General features: G+C 44.8%; 22 protein-coding genes. 19 read left to right on the top strand and 3 right to left on the bottom strand.

Features of this window, described 5'->3' with window-relative positions; all coding sequences use genetic code 11:
* Nucleotides 1-4 precede the first annotated feature (4 nt).
* The 3 genes from LCM10_RS12545 to LCM10_RS12535 all read left to right on the top strand — a co-directional run bounded on the left by LCM10_RS12545 (nt 5) and on the right by LCM10_RS12535 (nt 1,868).
* Entirely contained in the window at nt 5-391 is a 387-nt protein-coding gene (locus tag LCM10_RS12545) for a VOC family protein (RefSeq protein WP_224876613.1), read from the top strand.
* A 195-nt stretch (nt 392-586) separates the two neighbouring features.
* Complete coding sequence (locus tag LCM10_RS12540) at nt 587-1,051, top strand: PH domain-containing protein (RefSeq protein WP_224876612.1); 465 nt, start codon at nt 587-589, stop codon at nt 1,049-1,051.
* A gap of 109 nt (nt 1,052-1,160) precedes the next feature.
* Entirely contained in the window at nt 1,161-1,868 is a 708-nt protein-coding gene (locus LCM10_RS12535) for a M48 family metallopeptidase (RefSeq protein ID WP_224876968.1), read from the top strand.
* Nucleotides 1,869-1,923: 55 nt separating this feature from the next.
* Here the strand turns inward: LCM10_RS12535 and LCM10_RS12530 are convergent, their stop codons facing one another.
* Nucleotides 1,924-3,570 (bottom strand): ABC transporter substrate-binding protein, encoded by a 1,647-nt coding sequence (locus tag LCM10_RS12530; protein WP_224876611.1) that lies wholly within the window; start codon nt 3,568-3,570, stop codon nt 1,924-1,926.
* Between the two features lie 102 nt (nt 3,571-3,672).
* On the opposite strand from LCM10_RS12530, the gene LCM10_RS12525 reads away from it, so the two are divergent.
* Both LCM10_RS12525 and LCM10_RS12520 read left to right on the top strand, forming a co-directional pair.
* Nucleotides 3,673-4,938, top strand: coding sequence for an MDR family MFS transporter (locus tag LCM10_RS12525; protein ID WP_224876610.1), 1,266 nt, complete (start codon nt 3,673-3,675; stop codon nt 4,936-4,938).
* A gap of 218 nt (nt 4,939-5,156) precedes the next feature.
* Nucleotides 5,157-5,528, top strand: coding sequence for a VOC family protein (locus LCM10_RS12520; RefSeq protein WP_224876609.1), 372 nt, complete (start codon nt 5,157-5,159; stop codon nt 5,526-5,528).
* 364 nt (nt 5,529-5,892) lie between these two features.
* On the opposite strand, the gene LCM10_RS12515 is transcribed toward LCM10_RS12520, so the two are convergent.
* On the bottom strand, nt 5,893-6,051 hold the full coding sequence (locus LCM10_RS12515) for a hypothetical protein (RefSeq protein WP_224876608.1): 159 nt from the start codon (nt 6,049-6,051) through the stop codon (nt 5,893-5,895).
* Nucleotides 6,052-6,204: 153 nt separating this feature from the next.
* On the opposite strand from LCM10_RS12515, the gene LCM10_RS12510 reads away from it, so the two are divergent.
* From LCM10_RS12510 to LCM10_RS12490, 5 genes are all read left to right on the top strand, one after another.
* A complete protein-coding gene (locus tag LCM10_RS12510; protein ID WP_224876607.1) occupies nt 6,205-6,495 on the top strand; it encodes a hypothetical protein in 291 nt (96 codons plus the stop codon).
* Between the two features lie 70 nt (nt 6,496-6,565).
* Nucleotides 6,566-6,748, top strand: coding sequence for a hypothetical protein (locus tag LCM10_RS12505; RefSeq protein WP_224876606.1), 183 nt, complete (start codon nt 6,566-6,568; stop codon nt 6,746-6,748).
* A 178-nt stretch (nt 6,749-6,926) separates the two neighbouring features.
* Complete coding sequence (gene lepB, locus LCM10_RS12500) at nt 6,927-7,475, top strand: signal peptidase I (protein ID WP_224876605.1); 549 nt, start codon at nt 6,927-6,929, stop codon at nt 7,473-7,475.
* Nucleotides 7,476-7,518: 43 nt separating this feature from the next.
* A complete protein-coding gene (locus LCM10_RS12495) occupies nt 7,519-8,373 on the top strand; it encodes a DUF2785 domain-containing protein (RefSeq protein WP_224876604.1) in 855 nt (284 codons plus the stop codon).
* A gap of 123 nt (nt 8,374-8,496) precedes the next feature.
* On the top strand, nt 8,497-9,000 hold the full coding sequence (locus LCM10_RS12490) for a fasciclin domain-containing protein (protein ID WP_224876603.1): 504 nt from the start codon (nt 8,497-8,499) through the stop codon (nt 8,998-9,000).
* A 42-nt stretch (nt 9,001-9,042) separates the two neighbouring features.
* Here the strand turns inward: LCM10_RS12490 and LCM10_RS12485 are convergent, their stop codons facing one another.
* Nucleotides 9,043-9,687, bottom strand: coding sequence for a peroxiredoxin-like family protein (locus LCM10_RS12485; RefSeq protein ID WP_224876602.1), 645 nt, complete (start codon nt 9,685-9,687; stop codon nt 9,043-9,045).
* Nucleotides 9,688-9,932: 245 nt separating this feature from the next.
* On the opposite strand from LCM10_RS12485, the gene LCM10_RS12480 reads away from it, so the two are divergent.
* The 9 genes from LCM10_RS12480 (at nt 9,933) to LCM10_RS12440 (ending at nt 18,417) form a co-directional block, all read left to right on the top strand.
* Complete coding sequence (locus LCM10_RS12480) at nt 9,933-10,406, top strand: GNAT family N-acetyltransferase (RefSeq protein ID WP_224876601.1); 474 nt, start codon at nt 9,933-9,935, stop codon at nt 10,404-10,406.
* Between the two features lie 57 nt (nt 10,407-10,463).
* Nucleotides 10,464-11,213: a phosphotransferase family protein gene (locus tag LCM10_RS12475; RefSeq protein ID WP_224876600.1), complete on the top strand. Its 750-nt coding sequence runs from the start codon at nt 10,464-10,466 to the stop codon at nt 11,211-11,213.
* Nucleotides 11,214-11,362: 149 nt separating this feature from the next.
* A complete protein-coding gene (locus LCM10_RS12470; RefSeq protein WP_224876599.1) occupies nt 11,363-11,983 on the top strand; it encodes a TetR/AcrR family transcriptional regulator in 621 nt (206 codons plus the stop codon).
* Nucleotides 11,984-12,002: 19 nt separating this feature from the next.
* Entirely contained in the window at nt 12,003-12,890 is an 888-nt protein-coding gene (locus LCM10_RS12465; RefSeq protein WP_224876598.1) for an ATP-binding cassette domain-containing protein, read from the top strand.
* Between the two features lie 6 nt (nt 12,891-12,896).
* The gene (locus LCM10_RS12460) at nt 12,897-13,688 is read left to right on the top strand and encodes an ABC transporter permease subunit (protein ID WP_224876597.1); all 792 of its coding nucleotides are present in this window, start codon (nt 12,897-12,899) and stop codon (nt 13,686-13,688) included.
* A 21-nt stretch (nt 13,689-13,709) separates the two neighbouring features.
* Nucleotides 13,710-14,501, top strand: coding sequence for an ABC transporter permease subunit (locus LCM10_RS12455; RefSeq protein ID WP_224876967.1), 792 nt, complete (start codon nt 13,710-13,712; stop codon nt 14,499-14,501).
* Nucleotides 14,502-14,793: 292 nt separating this feature from the next.
* Nucleotides 14,794-17,127, top strand: a complete 2,334-nt coding sequence (gene helD, locus LCM10_RS12450; protein ID WP_224876596.1) for an RNA polymerase recycling motor HelD — start codon at nt 14,794-14,796, stop codon at nt 17,125-17,127.
* Nucleotides 17,128-17,326: 199 nt separating this feature from the next.
* The gene (locus LCM10_RS12445) at nt 17,327-17,656 is read left to right on the top strand and encodes a PadR family transcriptional regulator (protein ID WP_224876595.1); all 330 of its coding nucleotides are present in this window, start codon (nt 17,327-17,329) and stop codon (nt 17,654-17,656) included.
* Nucleotides 17,653-18,417: an HAAS domain-containing protein gene (locus LCM10_RS12440; RefSeq protein ID WP_224876594.1), complete on the top strand. Its 765-nt coding sequence runs from the start codon at nt 17,653-17,655 to the stop codon at nt 18,415-18,417. The genes LCM10_RS12445 and LCM10_RS12440 overlap by 4 nt, the downstream gene beginning before the upstream one ends.
* Nucleotides 18,418-18,541: the final 124 nt, after the last annotated feature.

Raw genomic sequence — 18,541 nt, 5'->3', positions numbered from 1 at the left:
AAGTATGATTACCCAGGTCGGTCAAATCATGGTATACGTTCAAAATCAAGATGAATCAGTCAAGTTCTGGAAAGAGAAAATGGGCTTTACCGTCAAATCCGAAGAAGATAACGGGCAGGGGATGAGATGGATTGAAATCGCACCGAATCAGGACGCTGAAACAAGCATCATCCTCCATGACAAAGAGGTTGTCGCGAAGATGAGTCCAGGCTTACATCTTGGTACACCTTCATTGATGCTCTTTACGGAAGATCTCGATGCCTTGTATAGTGATCTAACAAGCAAGAACGTCACGGTAGGGGAAATTGTCGATATGCCTTCAGGCAGGGCATTCAATTTTGCCGATGATGAAGAGAATTATTTTGCGGTGATGGAGAAGAGCGAGCGGTAGTATGGAAAGACCATGGGGGATCTCATGGTCTTTTATTATGTAAATGTAGTTTCTGTATTGAAGCACAGCTGTTTTCTTATGGAAAATGAAACCGGTTATTCCTATCATCCGTATACAAACTAAACAAAGGGAACGATCAGGCTGGATCACTAGTAGAAGAGAATGAATGATAGGTGAAGAGAGGTGTAGAATAACATGAGTACCAAAAAGGAATTCCATTCAAAAAGAGATTTACCCTTTAGTTTAGTTATTTTCGCAATCGTCATCATCCTGTTTTCTGTATTTTTCATCCCACTTTTGATGGATGAAACGAAGACCGCTCTGGATGTGTCGATTGTTATGTTACTGGCATCGATGTCTACTGGTATCATCCTATGGTGCTTTTTTGATATTTCATATGAACTTCGCGAGGGTTATCTATTTGTAAAAGGAGGCTTCTTCCGGAGTAAAATTCCTTATAAGGAAATTACGAAGGTAGCAGAAACTTCCGATTTCTATACAGGGTACAAAATTTTATCTTCTACACAAGCAATTGAAATCTCTTACAAGTCAGCAACGCTTGGGAGTGTGAAGATTTCGCCAGAGGATAAGGAAGGGTTTATTGAAGAACTTGAGAAGAGATGTCCTCATTTATCCAATCATAAAAGTATAATAAAGTAGAATTAAAAGAGATTGCCCCTATATATAGTAAGGTGCAATGAATGATAATATTGTAGTCACTAAAAGATTAAGCCAATAATGCAAACAGGAGATAAAACCGATGAAAGACATGATTCATACATTTGCAGGGGACACGCTGCATTTTCAGCTAAGATATAAAAATCGTACATCCATCGGGATCTATTTCGATCGCTTCGGGACGATAGAAGTGCAAGCTCCGAGAGGGACCAGTGATGAGACTGTTCTGAGATTGCTGGAAGAAAAGTGGGATGTGATACAGGAAAGATTGCAAGAAGTGAAAAGGCGGATGGACGGGCCGGAGGAAAAGGTGTATGAGGAAGGGGAGCCATTTCTTTATCTTGGCGGCTCTTTCCCGATAAGAATCGATGAAGATGCCACGGTAACGCAAGATCGCGTGGTTTTTGACGGCAAAACGCTGCGAATCAAGGTGAAAACGCTCGATGATGACAAGGTCCAACAGGCTCTGAAACGCTTTTATTATCAGAAATGCAAGGCTCTGGTGGAGAAGAGTGTGGCCGCTCATCAGAAGAACTTCAAGATGAAGCCCCGTTCAATTCGGATCTCGGATAGTCAAACGACTTGGGGAACGTGTGACTCAAATCGGCAGCTGACCTTTAATTGGAAGCTTGCGATGGCCCCGCAAGAAGTCATCGATTATGTCGTCATCCATGAGATGTGTCACATGGTCCACCTGAACCATGACCGTTCCTTTTGGCGGCTCGTCGGCAAACTCATGCCTGACTATAAGGAAAAAGAAAAGTGGCTGGCATCCTCCAGTTGGAAGATGACAATCTAAATTAAGGTACGTCCCCGACTGCGTTAACGCGTTAACGTGGTCGGGGACGTACCTTTTATATGTGGGGACGGACCCACAGTTTGCTGAAGTCGACGAAGCCGAAGTGCTTGATTTTGATGTTCATGATGTCTGATGCGAATGGGATTTTGCGTTTTTCGTAATAGAGCGGGATCATGATGGATTCTTCAATCAGCATTCTTTCGATTTTCAGATTCAGGGACTTCCACTCGTGAAAAGGCGTGTGCAGATATTCTTCCAGCCTATCATTCCATTTTTCGTCCTTAAGAAACAGGCGATAAAGCGGTGAAAAACCATTTTTCAAAAAGTGATAGAATGAAAAGTCCTGATTCGATTCGAAGATCTCCCCGTGGACGAAGAGATCGACATCCAGTGTTTTGGGGTGCTTCGTCAGTGTATCGGCAAATGAAAACCACTGCACGTCAACAGGGATCTGTTCACGCTCGAAGATACCCGCAAGCCATTCGGTCGTCCCCGCTGTATGGTTCGCTCCCCGTATAATGATCGGTTCAGTGAATGAAGGCCGGTCCACTTCTTCCATCCTCATTCCGTGATCCCTGCCTGCGAGGACGCTTTTATCATTTGGAGTCAGTCGCGGATCGCAGTTCCTAAGAGTATGCCGGTTCTTTGCAATGATCCAGTGGAGATAGTCACGGACTTTTTTATTCCTGATGGAGGAGTGTCGATTCGTATTCATGATTACAACCCCGAACCCGGAATCAGCTTCCACTTCCACCGATGACGCCTGTCCCAGTTGATTCTGGGAATGATAGATCCCTTTAAAGTCCGCAGGCACCTGTACGAATTCGACCGCGTCCAGCATAGGCCGCTCCCCGAAATGATCCTTAAAGGCAGCGAGGGTTGTCTTCTCGTCCGTATTCTCTTCCAATGAAAATGATCCTGTCCCGTATATTCTCCCTTTGTTCTCTTTATAGATGCTCGCGCTCATCATCGAGAGGAGAGGGAGGATATAGCTGCATCCTCCGGGGTGGTGCAGGTCAAGGACGAGCGGAGCTTTTGCTTCTATTCTTTCAACCGGTGCCCATAAATCCTTGTGATGGCCATGCTTACTCAGTTTTTCGAGGCACTCGGCCACATCCTTTGCAGTCAAAATCGAGCCGTCATGCAGGGTGATATCTTTCTTCAAATAGATTCGTATTTTCTCAGTGGAGACATCCCAACTGTGAGCAAGCTCCGGCTCGATTTCCCCATCTTCCGTGATCGAGACAAGCCGGTTGAATACGTTGGCGGCAAGGTGGGCACTGAGGACATCCGCTGCTTCCAGGGGGTGGACGGAGAAAAATGGGTACCGTTTCGGCACGATCAGCTTATCTTCCGACTCTTGAATGTATCCGAGCTTGGAATGAAACTTGTTCATCAGCCTCATCTTGCTATCATTGGACCAATCATACATAAGGAGCTTGCTGCTTCGTTCCACTGGATCTTCGTCCATCTGTTTCATCGCTTCTTCTTCAAAAATTTCCTCGACGTCTTTTTTCCATATCAACATCGAGGCATTCCCGCGTCCACGGCCGGGTGTAAAGTTGATCCACCCTTCCTCGTCCCACCGTCTTAAATAGCGTGAGCTCTGTTTAAGGCTCAGCCGAAGAACCTCGGAGATTTCCTCGATCCGGATTGTTCCGGAGGGGAAGGTATTCCATATCGTAAGCAATCTGTTGTCCATCCTTGAACCTCCTCATGAAAAGGGGACATCGTTTAGAAAAGTGTCTATTTTTAAAATAATCCGTCTAGTTTACTATACAGTATACAAGGGAGGGGAAACAACATGAAGTGGAAGGAATTACCTCAAAATATCAAAGTCAGGATGATCACATCATTCTTTAACCGTGCTGTTTCATCGGCCGTCATGCCGTTCATGGCGCTGTTTTTTGCACAGGAAATGAATAAGATTTGGGCGGGGGCATTCCTGATCATGACAGTGGTGATCGGTTTCGTCATCAACCTGGTAGGAGGATACATATCCGATCGTTTTCCAAGGAAGAAAGTCCTGTTGACGACGTCTTGGCTAAATGCGTTCTTTTTCCTCATCATGACGATCAGCTTGTTCCCTCAGGATAAACGGATCTGGCTGTTCGCCGGCGCCTATATCGGGTTCATCATCACGAGCAGTCTCGGACGCCCGGCGATGCATGCGATCATCATCGACTCGACGACCCCGGAGAACAGGAAAGCCGTATACGCGCTCGACTACTGGCTCGTCAATCTATCGATGGCGATCGGGGCAGCTTTAGGAGGGCTATTGTACCTCAATCATCAGAAAGAATTGTTCATGATGCTCACCTTTACATCGGCGACGATCCCGATTGCCTACGGGATCTGGCTACAGGACCAATTCAAGGATCAGCTTAAGAAGAAGCATCAAAATGTGTTTGTTGATCTTATTCAGAATTATCGAATCGCGTTCCAGGATACCGCCTTCGTTAAAGTCGTTGCGGGATCTACATTTATTTTTGCAGCTGAATTCTCATTGAACAGCTACATCGGGATCAGGCTGGCGGAAACGTTCAAATCAGTCAACATCGGTGGATTCGAACTGGCAGGAGTAAGGATGCTCAGTGTCTTGAACATCGAGAATATGCTCCTTGTTGTTTGCTTTACGTTCTTGATCAATCGGTATACAGATCGTTTAAACAAAAAGAATGCCTTATTGATCGGACTCATCCTGTATGGAATCGGCTATGCGACGGTCACATCGGCGAATACCTGGTATCTCTTGATTGCATTTAATTTGATTGCAACGATGGGTGAGCTCATCTATTCGCCGATCAGGAATGCCGAACAAGCGAATATGATTCCGAGCGACAAACGTGGTTCATATTCTGCCTTCTCGAACTTATCGTTCAGTGGAGCGGACCTCATTGCAAGGTCGACGATCATCATCGGTGCCTTCCTGATGCCAACGATGATGTCAGTATACATTGGTGCCATCGTGATGATCGGTACATTCCTCGTTTACACTGGACTCTTTGCCCGTAGTTGGTCCAGTGGTAAAGTGATGGGAGGAAGCGTCAGTGCGAGTGGAGGAAAGTAAGGGAAAGGATTTCCGTTAGGTAACGGAGATCCTTTTTTTAGTTGGATTTCATGTCGAGATTGCTCTTTTTGCAATTTGTTCATGTATGGTAAAACTACACTACATTTAATGTTATCGATTACTGTGAAAAAGAAGGAATTGCATGCATTAGAAACGAAAGGAACTATGAGGATCCTACGAGTACTGAGTATCAGAATGAATTTATAGGAGGTTGAACAATGAATCTAGGTGCATTCTCAATAAGCCTTAACGTCAAGGACATACATAAGTCTAAGGAATTCTATGAAAAGCTTGGTTTTGAAGCGACGGGCGGAGACCTTTCCCATAACTGGCTGATTATGAAGAATGATCAGCACATCATCGGATTATTTCAGGGGATGTTTGAAAAAAATATCCTGACTTTCAATCCCGGTTGGAATCAAGATGCCGAACAACTGGATTCCTTCACTGATGTCAGGGACATTCAAAAAGAGCTAAAGGACAAGGGAGTCAAACTTTTATCACAAGCAGATGAATCCAGCGAGGGTCCGGCCAGCTTGATGATCGAGGACCCGGACGGGAATCCGATCTTGATAGACCAGCATAGATAATCCGGTGGACTAAAAAAGAGCTTATTTAAGCTCTTTTTTTAGTGGAGTTATTGGAGAGTCCTGGCTTATTAGACTATAGTAGAGCCTTTGGAAAGGGTATATGCACTGTTTTGAGCGGTTTTTACACTTTTTTTGGGAGCTCACGCCTTTTTTGGCGTGCCTAAGCCCGATCAATAGCAGGTTTCGATGGATGACTAGCCATTTCATGTGTGGTGATTGGCCTTTTTAATGGAGAGATTAGTCATTTCATGTGGTGATTAGTCCTTTTTAAAGGAGAGACTAGCCATTTCATGTGTGGTGATTGGCCTTTTTAATGGAGAGATTAGCCATTTCATGTGGAGATTAGTCCTTTTTAAAGGAGAGACTAGCCTGTTCCTGAAGTGATTACACCCTTCCATGAAAAGATTCCCCCCTTTACTGAAAAGATTCCGCCCTTAAATGAATTAATTACACCCTTAAATGAATTAATTCCCCCCTTCACAACAATAATTCCCCCCTTCATGTCGAATTTCTTTAAAACCATCCATCGGGTCTACTCTCCGGGAGCGTATCCAATTTTCTAGACGCTTTAGCTGAGGAAAAAATTCATTGAGTAATCGGAATATTTTTGAAATAATTGGTAGGTAACGGCTTGGGGGACAAGCATATTTCAGGTTCATGAGGGAGGGGGATATCAATGATGCATACATTGAGAACATCAGCGCTCTTCATTGGTTACTGCATTGCAGCGCTTTTTATTTTTGAGATGATCGGTGAGTTTTCTCCCGCGGTTGAGGGAGTTTTTCATACATTTAATATCCAGTGGAGGTATCCAATTCTTGTTAGCATCCTTTCGTTTGGTTTGGTGTATTGGATTGATGGACATTTGTCAAAACCTTTGCTGATCGGAATGCTTTCATTCGTTTTGGGGATAGGGGCATTTGTGGTGATTTATTTTATCGCTCTTGTCACAATGACGTTTAGTTGATTACCAAAAAGATGAAATGATTCACCCTACCCTCAGGGATGATTTTTTTATAGGATAGGAGGATAATGGAATGGACAGATTATTTGGATTATTGATTGTTTCGATGGCATTGAGTGCCTTGGCTGTCGTAACCGCGATTCTTTCGGAAGGAATGGGTGTCTTATCGTTCATATGCATTGGGATTGTGTTTTTAATCGGGGTCCTTCTATTATTTAATGACAACTCCGATGAAGAGAAGGAAAGCGGTGCGTGATGTGATTTTCATAGAGTCTTGGTTTTGTAGGCATAGACAGCTATGAAATTCGGGTGACGCCTTCCCGATTTAATCCTGCACCACCCGAAGAATGGCTGCTGCTTTTAAGGTGATTTTTTTGCGGTTAAGAAAATCAACGGTTTGATTGTTTACTATTTTTCAAGAGAGGAAGATAAATATGTCTGAAAATAAAAAAGAGAAATGGGAGTGGATGAAGGCGGTTGTCATCGCGTTCGTGCTTGTTTTCGTAATCAGGACATTCTTGGTCACCCCGATCATTGTTGATGGTGCCTCCATGAATACCACGTTATTGGATAAGGACCGGATGATCGTCAATAAGATCGATAAGCCTGAACGATTTGATATCGTCGTTTTCCATGCGAATGAAAATGAAGATTACATCAAGAGGGTAATCGGTTTGCCCGGGGACAGGATTGAGTATAAGGATGATACGTTGTATGTAAACGGCAAGGCTTTTGATGAGCCGTACCTTGAGAAACAAAAGCAGGAAATCCTGGACGGCAAGCCATTGACGCCTTCATTTTCCTTGGAAGATACCGCTGTCGGACAACAGACCGTGCCAGAAGGGCATATTTTCGTCATGGGGGATAATCGACGGTACAGCAAGGATAGCCGGCTGATCGGGGCGGTTCCGCTTGAGGAAGTGGTGGGGACTACGAATATTGTATATTGGCCGATCAAGGAAGCGAAGGTCATTCATCAATAGAGCTGTTCTCAACAATGCCAACTCTACAAAAAGGAGAATGCCTATGAATTTGCAATTGAATCAAGAAACGGTGAACGAAAGTGAACTGAAGTTGGTATTAACGGATTTTGTGGCTGGTGACAAGAAGTGGGAAGAGCTGAATACGTCAACGACTTTATCGTCGATGGTCACCCATATTGGTTCGGTTGATCCCGAATTGAGGGACAAGTTGATCTATACTTCCTTCTTCCGCTTGATCATAGAGGAAAATAAATTGGGAGCTGACCTGTTGATTGAACTTCTTGATCGCTGCCAGCATGACCTCTTATTCAAGGGAATCGGTGAAAACGGGACGGACACCGTTTTTACAAGAGCATTCACTACGCTTGTGATCGCCCTTATTTTATATAGGGATCATCATGATAGCTTTCTTGGAGAGGTCCGCGTCGCGAAAGTGAAGGATCACTTGCTGCGGTATTTACGTGAAGAGCGGGATCTAAGGGGGTACGTACCGGGTAAAGGATGGGCCCATAGCATCGCGCATGTGTCCGATGCTGTCGATGAGCTGGTGAAGAATCCAAAGGTCGGTCAACGTGAATATGAGGAAATCCTTCTGGCCCTATGGAATAAGATGTTAGTATCTGACAGTGTTTATATTCAGCAAGAGGATGAAAGGGTGATCACGCCCATCATCGAAATGTTAAACAGTGGACTGGATGTGCAGAAAGTGGAAAGCTTGATTGCGGGCTTGCCTTCTGTGTTCGGAGCGAGGAAGCAACGATTGGATGACGAAAACTACAGATTCCTCGTGTGCAATGGAAAAATCTTTTTGAAGAGCTTGTATGTGAGGTTGAGTGAAATTTCTTCCTATCAAACTTTATTACCCAAGATCGAAACTTGTTTGAACGAAATCAGATAAGATTACATCTTATTGGATAAACATGTAAAATCAAGACATACTACCTCTTGAGTAAACATAGAGATGTGAAGCCCATGGCGGATCTTCTCCTGTCGTTTACATAATTTCATTTCAGGAGGTAGGATGATGAACAAGAAGTATGTAGCATTGGTGCTTGCGGTATTCATGATGTTCTTCACGCTTTCAAGCGGTGCATTTGCAGCCGAAGGACAGAAGCCTGCAGCGGACAAGGATATTGTCGATACTGCAGTAGAGGCGGGACAATTCAAAACCCTGGCTGCCGCTTTGGAGAAAGCGGGTCTGGTCGAGACATTAAAGGGAGAAGGGCCGTACACGGTCTTCGCTCCTACGGATGCAGCGTTTGAAAAGCTCTTGAAGAAATTGGGCATCACGGCTGAAGAATTATTGGCGAGAGAAGATTTGAAAGACATCCTTCTTTACCATGTGCTGTCAGGAAAAGTGATGTCAACGGACCTGAAGGATGGAATGAAGGCAGACACGCTTGCGAAGAAGCCTGTCACGATTTCCCTTGATCCTGTCCGTGTCAATGATGCGAAAGTGGTGCAGGCGGATATCGAGGCTTCCAATGGTGTCATTCACGTCATTGACGAAGTGTTGATTCCGTAATATGCAGGAAAAGACTGAATCCAAGTGGATTCAGTCTTTTTTTTATAGCTTTTTAAGTTCTGCAACCACATCGGATGGCTCTGCGCGGTCTTTATAATCGGCCTTTGTATACTCGTATGCGATTGTTCCATCTTGTTTGATCACATATGTGGCTGAAACCGGAAGTGTCCATTCGTCACTGTCATTTGCTTTCTCCAGGTCCAGTCCCCGTTCTTGATAAATATCCACTAAATAAGGTGGCAATTTATAAACCAGGTTGAATGCATCGGCTGTTTTGTTTCCTTCATCGCTTAGCACAGTGAACTGAAGTTCGTTCTTTTCTTTGGTAGATAAGGTTGCGTCCGGTGTTTGCGGACTGATGGCAACAAGCTCTGCTCCGGCATCATGAATGTCATCGAGAAGCTCCTGATATGCCCTCAATTCCATATTGCAGTATGGGCACCATCCACCTCGGTAAAATGTCAAGATGACGGGACCTTTTTGTAGTAGATTTTGTATGCTTACTTCATTTCCTGTGGCATCAGGAAGTGTGAAGAAAGGAATCTTCTCTCCGATGGACAATCCTTTTCCTTGATCAGAGCTCTCTAATTCCTCGATTGCCCTGCTCATTTTATCTTGGACGTCAGTGGAAGCTTTCTGTTTGAATGCAGAAATGTACTCATCGAATTGCTGTCTCATATTACTCATTTTCACTCATTCCTTTCATTTTTGATATCACTAGTATAAGTAATTTTTTATTCATATAAAAATAATATGTTTAGTCAGTTTAGGGTAAGGGGAGATGCGTATGCGCAGCCTGAGGAGGGAAGTGGGCTTATATAGGAGATGGGTTTTTACCATGTATATCCAATTTGTGTGGTATAATTGTTTTCGGAATATTCATCATAATCCAAAGGTGTTAGGAAGTTTTTATAGGGAAAGAGATGGTGTAATTGGATTATCAGTTTAAGAAAATGAGTCAACAGGAAGCAGAAGAGATCGCGTTCAACTGGCATTACGAAGGGGAGTATTCCTTTTACGATATGGAGGCGGATGAGGAAGACCTCCAAGAATTCCTCGATCCGGAATTGCGCGGTGACACGATGTTTGCTGTCCATTTGGATGAAGAGCTGACAGGTTTTTTTAGTATGACTAAAACGCACGAAGGTGTATATGACATCGGGCTCGGGATGCGGCCGGACCTGACCGGGAGCGGGATGGGTGCCGGTTTCTTGAATTCCGGGGTGGAGTTTGTGAAGACCGTGTTTCAGCCTAAGATCATTACTTTGTCCGTTGCCACGTTCAACCAAAGGGCGATCACCGTTTACAGGAAAGCGGGGTTTGTCGGCTGTGGTACGTTCATGCAGGCGACGAATGGCGGGGAGTATGAGTTTCTTAGGATGGAATATGTGTGTCAGGCTTGTTGAAGAAGGATAACCCTTTATAGAAATAGGTGTAGGTAACGTAGTCAGGGGGAGAATGTTATGAAATTGGGCAATCCTATCGCTTCGGGCAATACAGCATCCATTTATCTTCACGATCAAAAGGTTATCAAAGTATTTAATGAACACTTTCCTGAGGGGGAAGCGCAGTACGAAGCAAATAAGCAGAAGCTAGCCCGTTCGTGTGGACTCCCGGTACCGAATATCTTTGAAGTCACATTCATAGACGGCAAGCAGGCCATCATCATGGAATATGTTGAAGGGAAAACGTTCGGAGATATTGTTGAGGATGAAAAGGAGAAAGCAGCGTCCTATATGAATCGATCCATCGACATTCAAATCGGGATTCACACTAAAAAAGCAAGTGAGCTCGAACCCATGAACGTAAAGTTACGCAGGCAGCTTGAATCAGCTAAAGGGTTGACGAAACGTCAAAAACATTCACTGCTTGAAAAACTGGACGGCATGATCTATGAAGATAGACTGTGCCACGGGGATTTCCATCTTTACAATCTGATTGAGAGCGCTAACGGGAGCGTGATCATCGACTGGACGGACTCAAGTAGAGGGGACATCCGTGCCGATGTATATCGTACTTATCTCCTCTACTCAGGGGTATCGATGGAAATGGCGGAACTGTATATGCGACTCTACTGTGAGAAAAGTGGTCTAAGCAGGGAAGAAGTGCTTGAATGGGCACCGATCATTGCCGGGGCGAGAATGTCGGAAAACGTCCCGACCGAAAATCAAGACCGGCTGCTAGAAATCGTCCACCACTACTGTCCCACCTAAAAAGAAGGTACGTCCCTCGATGCGTTAACGCGTTAACGAGCAGAGGGACGTACCTTCTTTTTATGTTGACCACCCTGGTCAAAGGGTGTATGATGAAATTGACCAGAGTGGTCAATAGTTTGTCCCATTAGAGGAGGGATCGATTTATTTTGTTCAGATCGTTGAATATGGATCCTGAGAAGGAAGACAGAATCATCAAGGCTGCAACGAAAGTGTTTGCAGAAAATGGCTATCAGCGTGCTTCGACGAATGCGATTGTGAAAGAGGCGGGAGTTTCGAAAGGGATCTTGTTTCATTATTTCAATAGTAAGAAAGAGTTGTATCTAACACTGTATGAAGATTTATCAGAGCTGTTTGCAGAGAAGATTTATAACCAGCTTGACTCGGAAGAACGTGATATTTTTGAAATCATCCGCGGAGTCTCGATCATAAAATTTGAGATGTTTTCAATGTATCCCGACTTAATCAATTTCCTCAACAGTGCCTTCCAAGAAGAGGCACCTGAAGTGAAAGAAGGCATAGATCAAATAAAAGGGGCGCTGACCGATAGCAGCTTCACGAAATTATTCAGTAACATCGATGCCACAAAGTTTCGGGAAGGCATTGATGTGGGGAAGGCAATCCAGATCATCTACTGGACGTTCGAAGGGTTTGCCAATCAGCAACAGGCGAAGGCGAGGACGATATCGGTCAATGAACTGAATAAAGAAGAAATCCTGGCAGAAATCAATTCCTACACAGAGTTGCTCAAAAAGTCGTTTTATAAATAGAAGGGGGAGGCGGCAGTTAATGACAAACGTGATTGAAATCAATGGACTGACAAAGATGTATGGTTCATCAAGGGGAATCAACGAGATCAGCTTCAACGTTATAGAAGGGGAAATCTTCGGATTCATCGGGCCGAATGGAGCCGGAAAGTCGACGACGATCCGGACGCTTCTATCATTGATTCATCCGACGAGCGGTAGCGCAAAGATTTTCGGGTTGGACTGTGTCGAACATGCACCTGAAATCGCAAAGGATGTAGGGTACCTTCCTTCAGAAGTTTTTTATTACGACAACATGAAAGTCATGGAGCTTTTGAAGTATTCCGCAAGCTTTTATAAAAAAGACTGCACTCCCCGGATCAAAGAATTGGCAGCCAAGCTTGATCTTGACCTGACGAAGAAGATCGACGACTTGTCGCTCGGGAATAAAAAGAAGGTTGGCATCATCCAAGGCTTGCTTCACGAACCGAAGCTCATCATCCTCGATGAGCCGACTTCCGGACTCGATCCACTCATGCAGCAGACGTTCTTTGAGCTATTAAAGGAAGAAAATCGCAAAGGGGCGACCGTGCTTTTTTCTTCCCATATCCTCAGTGAAGTCCAGCGCATGTGCGACCGGGTTGCAATCATCAAAGAGGGCGAGATCGTCCAGGTTGAGAAAATCAGTACACTGAAGGAAAACAATCATAAAAAGTTCAAAGTGGAAGTGAAGGGCGGCATCGAACCAGGTTATTTTGACATGCCGGGCGTGAATAATCTCGAGGTGGATGCTCATCATGTCAGCTTCATGTTCAGAGGGGATATCAATGAAGTCATGAAGAAGATTGCGAACATCAGCATCGCCAATCTGTGGATCGAGGAGCCGGATCTCGAAGAAATCTTCATGCATTATTACGAGAAGGAGGCCTGATCCTTCATGAACATCTTTTTATATGAACTGAAAGCCTATCGTAAGCAGACGATCATGTGGACGGCTGCCCTTGTGGGACTCGCGGCCTTGTTCATGCTGATGTTTCCAGCAATCACAAAGGAAATCGATGAATTCAAGAAGGCACTCGAAGGATTTCCGCAAGGAGTTCGCGATGCCCTGGGGTTACAGGTCGACACGATTGGTTCGGTGAATGGATTTTATTCTTATACCTTTATGTATATCACGCTATGCGGGGCGATCCAGGCGATGGCACTCGGGATTTCGATCAGTTCAAAGGAAGTGCGCGAAAAGACGGCAGATTTCCTTTTTACAAAACCCGTGACGAGGATGAAGGTCCTGACTTCGAAAGTGCTTGCTGCGCTAACGAGCCTTCTCGTGACCAACATCGTTTATGTTTCAGTCACTTTGTTCCTCGTGAATGCGATTGTAGAAGAGGATTTCAGTATGACCGCATTTCTGTTGATTTCACTCAACCTATTGATCATCGGTTTAATCATGTTCGCAATCGGCACAATCCTTGCCGTCCTTTTTCCTAAAATAAAATCGGTCATCAGTGTCACGCTGGGTGTCGTCTTTTCCTTTTTTGCCTTGGGTATGGTGGCTGCAACGGAGGAAGCAGGCAGGTATCTCACTCCGTTCAAATATGTCGACTACACCTATGTGATGAAGGAAGAGAGCTACGAGTGGTCATATCTCCTGATCGGGGGCGGGATCATCTTCATTTCGTTACTTGTCAGTTTCATTGTTTATAAGAAAAAAGACATTCATACGGCATAAAAGGAGGTCGTTAGCTTGAATATGTATTGGAGAGAGTTGAAATCTCATCGCAAGTCACTGATCTTCTGGTGCATCGGGATGATTGCGCTGATCGGGTCCGGCATGGGGAAGTATGCGGGCTTTACATCATCAGGGCAGTCTCTGAATGACCTGATGGCAAGTATGCCAAAGGTGATGCAGACCTTCATGGGGGTAGGGAGTCTCGACATGACGACGGCAATTGGATACTACGGGTTATTGTTTATGTATATCGTCTTGCTGGCGACGATTCATTCCGTGCTGCTCGGGGCGACCATCCTTTCAAAGGAAGAGAGGGATAAAACGGTCGAGTTTTTATTTGTTAAGCCGGTGACAAGGGTAAAAGTCGTTGCCGTCAAACTCTTGGCCGCGCTGACGAATGCAGGGGTCCTGCTGTGCGTGACCTGGATCTCTTCTGTTCTGATTGTCGGTCATTATGCTGAGGGGGAAGACGTATCGGGGGACATCGGTATGTTCATGGTGGGTCTGATCCTGCTTCAAATCCTGTTCATTGTCGTTGGGATGGCTGTTGCTGCCATCTCGAAAAGACCGGGAAAATCATCCGTCATGGCGGCGGCTATCTTGCTCGTAACGTTCGTCCTTTCTTTCGCCATCGATTTGAGTGAGAAAATCGAAGGAATGAAATACCTCACTCCATTCAAATATTTCGAGGCCAAAACCATGCTGGGAGGCGGCGGATTCGAACCAGTATTTCTTGTACTTTCCATCGTGCTGATCGTGTTGTTCGGAACCATGGCATTCTGGTTTTATCGAAAGCGGGATCTGAAAGTCTAGAGGACCGTTGGGCACAGCTGTTTTAAAATCAAGGACCAGTCACATGAAGGTACGTCCCGCCTTGCGTTAACGCGTTAATGCAAGGCGGGACGTACCTTCAAAAAAGGCAGGAGGATGCATGCATCCTCCTGCCTTTTTTTGAAACGATCTATTGAATAAGAATTGGTTTTATGGTAAATTAGAACAGAAACGCGTTTATAATTTCATTAGGGTTTATTATCCCTTAATTATAATTATAAAGCAAAATGATAGTTAAGTCAACCAATGGATTTTATTAAAAAGGAGTGCTGGGATGAGCCTTGATATGGGGAAGGAACAAGAGCGGGTACTTGATGTGATCGAAACGATCAAAGAGCAAATGGCGAGTCTTGAAAAAGAAACCGGACGGCGACACGAAGAAGTAGTGGAAATCCGTAAGAATTTTTGGGATGAAGTGAAAGTGAACACGGATACGTTCGATGATTTTCTTGAAACGGTCATGAGCTTAAGGCAGCAGGCCCAGGTGCTGACCGTCAGCCAGAGCACCCACGAGCAGGCAGTGAAGAAATTATATTCGCTGAGAAGGATGAAAGACAGGCCGTATTTCGGTCGGATCGATTTTCGTGAAGTCGGTGAACCTTCTACAGAGGAAGTATATATCGGCATCGCCACCCTGACGGACGAATCCGGTGACAATTTCCTCGTTTATGACTGGCGCGCCCCGATTTCAAGTGTGTACTATGATTATGCACCGGGGCCTGCACAGTATGAAACACCGGGAGGGCTCGTCGAAGGGGACTTGAAGAAAAAGTTTCAGTTCATCATCAAGGATGGTGTCCTCGATTCCATGTTCGATACGAGTATCACGATTGGCGATGAAATTTTGCAGCAGGTGCTTGGCAACAGAACCGACAATTACATGCACAGCATCGTTGCGACCATCCAGAAAAAACAAAACCAGATCATCAGGCATGACCAGGGACGCCTTCTCATCGTACAGGGCGCAGCAGGAAGCGGAAAGACGTTGGCCGCCATGCAGCGGATTGCGTACTTGCTTTATCGATATAGGGGGAGTTTGCACGCCAACCAAATCATCTTGTTCTCCCCGAATGCGATGTTCAACAGTTACGTCTCCAATGTGCTTCCTGAACTTGGGGAGGAAAACATGGAGCAGGTGACCTTTCAGGAGTACTTGAATCATCGGCTTAGTGATGAGTTTAAGCTTGAGGATCCTTATGAGCAGTTGGAGTATGTGCTGACCGGAAGTGAATCCTCCTCTTACAGCATGAGAATGGCATGCATCGGGTTTAAGGCATCGGGTCTCTTCTTTGAGGCGATCAAGTCGTATAGACAGTCCCTCGAAACCTCCGGAATGAAGTTCAAAGGCATCAAATTCAGGGGTGAACAGATTGTCAGCTCCAAGGAAATCAACGAAAAATTTTATTCGTACGATCCTTCTTTAAAATTTCATAATAGGATTGAAAAGTTGACAGAATGGCTCCATGCCAAACTGGAAGAAGCAGAGAAGCGTGAAAGGATGAAACCGTGGGTCGAGGAGAAAATCGAGCTTCTGAGTAAAGAGGATTATCAAAAGGCATATAAGTATGTGAAGGCAAAGAGTGCCTCCGAAGACGGTGAATTCGCTAGCTATGACATGGAGCATGAGGCACTTACGAGGATCGTCGTCCGCAAACGGTTCAAGAGGCTCCGTAGACAGATTGATCAACTGAAATATGTTGATATTAAAGGAATCTACCACCAACTCTTCGCCGATCCTTCAACAATCGGGTCCATCGTCGAAGGCACTCCACCAGAGGATTGGGAGGATATATGTGCTTCGACCATGAACATGCTGGCAGAAGGAAAACTGTTCTATGAGGATGCCACGCCTTATTTGCTCTTGAAGGAGTTGATACTCGGGTTTCAAACAAATACGTCAATCAAGCATGTAATCATTGATGAAGCGCAGGACTACTCACCGTTTCAATTCGAGTTCCTTAAACGTTTATTTCCGGCAGCTAAAATGACCGTCCTTGGAGACTTTAATCAGGCGATTTTCGCGCATGCGAGGGATCGTGTGGATTTCAGTACGTTAAAGAATTTGTACGGACCTGATCAAACCGATTCCATCAAATTGACGCAGAGTTACAGATCGACGCGCCCGATCATTGAATTTACAAGAAAGCTCGTTCCGGAAGGATTCCAAATCACCGCTTTTGATCGCGGGGGTACCAAACCTGTGTTGACCGAAGTCGGTGATCACCATATCCTTCATGAACGCCTACAATCCAAAGTAGACGAACTGAGGGAAAAGGGGTATCACTCAATTGCGATCATCTGTAAATCCTTGGCTGAAAGTGAAGAAGCGTTTTCTTCACTGCAGGAAATAGAAAATCTGAAATTAATGAAGAGCGATTCCCTCCAGTACGAGCAAGGTATCATCGTCATCCCTTCGTATTTAGCGAAAGGGATCGAGTTTGATGCTGTCATTATTTATGATGCGTCATCGCGCCAATACGGAGACGAAAGCCTGCGAAGACTCTTCTATACAGCCTGCACAAGAGCGATGCATGAACTCCATTTATTCAGTGTTGGGGAAGCGACTTCTTTTCTGAAAAACAATGAAGCATATACAATCGATCATTGATGGGGTCTTTGTCCCCTGTGTTAGTGGCGGTCCTGTTGGAAGGGATCGCCTTTTTTGAAAAAGGCTTGCAGGGAACTGTAAGATTTTGTTATTATAGAACTACATTGTATTGCAATATAGATTGTGATGCATTTATTTTTGGTTAACTATATTGTATTGCAAGATAGAAATCTTTTTGGTTTTGGAAGGAGGGGCCATTGTGTCATCAAGCCAGTTGTTAAAGGGGATCCTCGAAGGCTGCCTGCTGTCGATTATCTCGAAGGGCGAAACCTACGGCTACGAAATGATTGAGAAACTTGCCGCGAACGGGTTTCATATGGTCAAGGAAGGGAGCATATACCCATTATTGCTTCGCATGAAAAAAGAAGGGCTCGTGACGGCAAGAGGGAAAGAGACACCCTCGGGCGGACCGAAAAGAAAGTACTACTACATTACGGAGAAAGGAATCGAAGAGCTTGACCTTTTCAAGGTGAGATGGAATGAAGTGTCCTCAGGCGTAAATCAATTATTGGAGGAGGAAAAGAGATGAATGTAAGCAGGGAGAGTGAAGAATTTCTGGGGAACCTCAGGATTTATTTGATATCAAGTGGTAAGAATGAGTGCGAAGTCGATGATATCGTAGGAGAGCTTGAGGATCATTTGGCGGAAGCAGAAAAAAGGGGTAAAAGTGTGGAGGATGTCACCGGCTTGTCCCCGAAGGAATATATGAATCAGATCTCAGAGGAAATGCCATTGGATTATAAAGGCATCTTTAAACTAATATCCATCGTCTTATTAGGTGGTCTTTCTTTTGTCGTGATGGGGGACACCTTGCGTGATACGATGCGATATTCAGTGTTAGAGCTACTTGGTTACCCTCTTATCATGGCGGGATTCCTCTTCCTTACATCGGTGATTTTTAAATATGTATCTAGCCGTCCCGTTTCAAAAGGAAAGGAAATGTCCCTTTATGTATTACTTGCGAGCGTTCCAATCGTGTCATTCGTCGGGATGACCTTTCTTGACCGAGTGATGGATACGCCCATTGTCGATCTGGGCGGTACTGCAAGGCTCTTCGCGTTCATTCTGACGATCGCCGTATTCGTGGGTCTGTCATTATATTCAAAAACGTGGATTCTCATAATCCTGCCTATATTAGTCTTTGTGCCGGAATTTTTTATCCAACAAAGTGATGTTCCTGAAGAAACGAAGCTGATTTTGTCGTCCATTTCCCTGCCTGTTTTTGTTGGGGGGTACTTCCTTTTGTGGCTGGTTGCAGGGAAGAATAAGAAGGAAGGTCGAGTGTTTTAAGTAGCGGTTAGCTTGAGGGGTTGAACTGATGCTGTGTGCGAAATCAGGATGCGGAACCTGGCGGAGCTTTGACAAATAGTAAAAAAACCAGATCCAAAATGGTTCTGGTTTTTTACTATTTAGG

It is taken from the genome of Rossellomorea aquimaris, assembly GCF_020171925.1.
In the GTDB taxonomy this organism is placed as follows: domain Bacteria; phylum Bacillota; class Bacilli; order Bacillales; family Bacillaceae_B; genus Rossellomorea; species Rossellomorea aquimaris_F.
This window is presented reverse-complemented; position numbering and strand designations above follow the sequence as displayed.